General features: G+C 75.0%; 2 protein-coding genes. Both read right to left on the bottom strand.

What is annotated here, in order from left to right; genetic code table 11:
• Nucleotides 1-126 precede the first annotated feature (126 nt).
• Complete coding sequence (locus tag AC2W7G_RS13625; protein WP_485868913.1) at nucleotides 127-1566, bottom strand: sensor histidine kinase; 1440 nt, start codon at nucleotides 1564-1566, stop codon at nucleotides 127-129.
• A gap of 1 nt (nucleotide 1567) precedes the next feature.
• Nucleotides 1568-2290: a response regulator transcription factor gene (locus tag AC2W7G_RS13620; RefSeq protein ID WP_485868912.1), complete on the bottom strand. Its 723-nt coding sequence runs from the start codon at nucleotides 2288-2290 to the stop codon at nucleotides 1568-1570.
• Nucleotides 2291-2515: the final 225 nt, after the last annotated feature.

The raw sequence follows: 2515 nt of genomic DNA, 5'->3' as shown, positions 1-2515 counted from the left end.
GGCGGGCGGCGCGGCGACGGGGCGGCGGCCGGGGCGGGCCGCTCGGGCGCCGGCGGGGCGGCGGGGGAGGGAGCGGTCGGTCTGCATGCCTCCACCGTCGGGCGCCGCGCTGGCGCCGCCGTGTGGTCAGGCTGTGGCAGGACTGTGAAGCGGCAGCGACACGGTGAACGTCGTGTCACCGGGCGCGCTGCGCACCGTCGCCGTGCCGCCGTGCGACTCCGCGATGGCCCGGACGAGCGACATGCCCAGCCCGGCGCCGCCGGACGCGCGGGTGCGCGAGGAGTCCCCGCGCGAGAACCGCTCGAAGATGGTGCGCTGCAGCTCGGGCGCGACGCCCGGACCGTCGTCGTGGACGGTGAGCACCGCGCGGTCGCCGTCGGCGCGCAGCCCCGCGGTCACCGTCGTGCCCGGCGGCGTGTGGCGCGAGGCGTTGACGAGCAGGTTCGTCACCACCTGGTGCAGGCGCTGCTCGTCGCCGAGCGTCCCGACCGGCTCGTCGGGCAGGTCGAGCCGCCAGGTGCGGTCGGCGTCCACGACCCGGGCGTCGTCCAGCGCCTCCATGACCAGCAGCGTGAGGTCGACCGGCTCACGCTCGAGCGGACGTCCGGCGTCCAGCCGCGCGAGCAGCAGCATGTCCTCGACGAGCGTCGACATCCGCGCGGCCTCGGACTCGACCTTGCGCAGCGCCTGGTCGAGCTCGTGGGCGTCGTCGGGCGTGCGCCGGCTGAGCTCGGCGTACCCGGCGATCGTGGCCAGCGGGGTGCGCAGCTCGTGCGAGGCGTCGGCCAGGAACCGGCGCAGCTGCTGCTCCGAGGCGTGCCGCGCGTCCAGCGACGTCGCGACGTGGTCGAGCAGCCGGTTGAGCGAGTCGCCGACCGCGCCGACCTCGGTCGCCGGGTCGGTGAGCCGCTCGGGCAGCCGGACGTCCATGTCGACCTTGCCCGACGACAGCGGGAGCGCGGTCACCTCGTGCGCGGCGTGCGCCACCTCGCGCAACGGGCGCAGCTGGCGGCGCACCAGCGCGCGTCCGGCCAGGCCCGCGGCGAGCGTCGCCCCGAGGCCGAGCAGCACCTCCCACCCCAGCAGGCTGGCCACGGTCTCGTCGACGTCGCTGGTGGGCAGGGCGACCACGGTGGTCAGGCCGTCCTGCTCGACGGCGACGGCGCGGTACGAGCCGTACTTGGGTAGGTCGTGGTCGTGGGCGCGCCCGTCGGCCGGGGTCACGGCCAGCTCGCGCTGGACGCGGGTCGGCACGGCCAGCAGGTCGCCCTCGGTGTCGATGTAGGTGGCCAGCGAGCGCTCGCCGTCGGTGACCAGGCTGAGCAGCCCGTCGGACTGACCCGGTGGCGGACGGCGGTCGGTGTCGCCCCACGGCGTGCCGCTGCGCAGCAGGTCGGCCCGCGCGCGTCCGACCGACTCGGCCAGCTGCTGGTCGAGCCGGTCGGTCAGGTACGAGCGCATCACGAGCGTCACGGTCGTGCCGACTAGCACGGCGACGAGCGCGGTCAGGGCGACGACCGTGACGACGAGGCGTCCGGTCAGCGAGGCGGGCAGCAGCCGGCGCACGCTAGGCCTGCTCGACGGGCTTGAGGACGTACCCGGCGCCGCGGCGGGTGTGGATCATCGGCTCGCGGCCGGCGTCGACCTTCTTGCGCAGGTAGGAGATGTACAGCTCGACGACGTTGGCCTGGCCGCCGAAGTCGTAGTTCCAGACCCGGTCGAGGATCTGCGCCTTGCTCAGCACGCGGCGCGGGTTGCGCATGAGGAAGCGCAGCAGCTCGAACTCCGTGGCGGTGAGGGTGATCGGGTCGCCGCCGCGCGAGACGTCGTGGCTGTCCTCGTCGAGCACGAGGTCGCCGACGGTCAGCACGTGGCTGGGCCGCGCGTCCATCGCCCCGGCGCGCCGCATGAGGCCGCGCAGCCGGGCGACGACCTCCTCGAGGCTGAACGGCTTGGTGACGTAGTCGTCGCCGCCGGCCGTGAGCCCGGCGACCCGGTCCTCGACGGCGTCGCGGGCGGTGAGGAAGAGCACCGGCACGTCCGGCAGGTCGGTGCGGATCTTGCGCAGCACCTCCAGGCCGTCGAAGTCGGGCAGCATCCAGTCCAGGACGACGGCGTCGGGCCGCGCCTCGCGCGCCGCCTGGACGGCCTTGCGCCCCGTGTGCGCGACCGTCACCTCCCAGCCCTCGTAGCGCAGCGCCATCCGCAGGAGCTCGGCGATGTTCGTCTCGTCGTCGACCACCAGCACGCGCAGGGGCGTGCCGTCGGGGCGGTGCAGGCTGGCTTCCATGCCTCGATCGTCCCAGCGTGGGCTGGACGTGTCCTGGGTGGAACCTGTGAACGTCCTGTGCGCGACTCACAGGTCGGGGCGACCCTCGTCACAGGTCCGGCACAGGCGGGCGGCGCACGGTGTCGGCATGGACGACACGACGAGACGGTCCCTGCAGCTGTCGGCGGTGGCCGCGGTGTGCGCGCTGGTGCTGGGGCGCCGGGGACGGGCGGCGGGCCCTCGCGG

This window comes from Aeromicrobium sp. PFPM2_SD2 (assembly GCF_057364525.1).
Note: the sequence above shows the minus strand (reverse complement) of the source record. Positions and strands in the feature narration are given on the sequence as shown.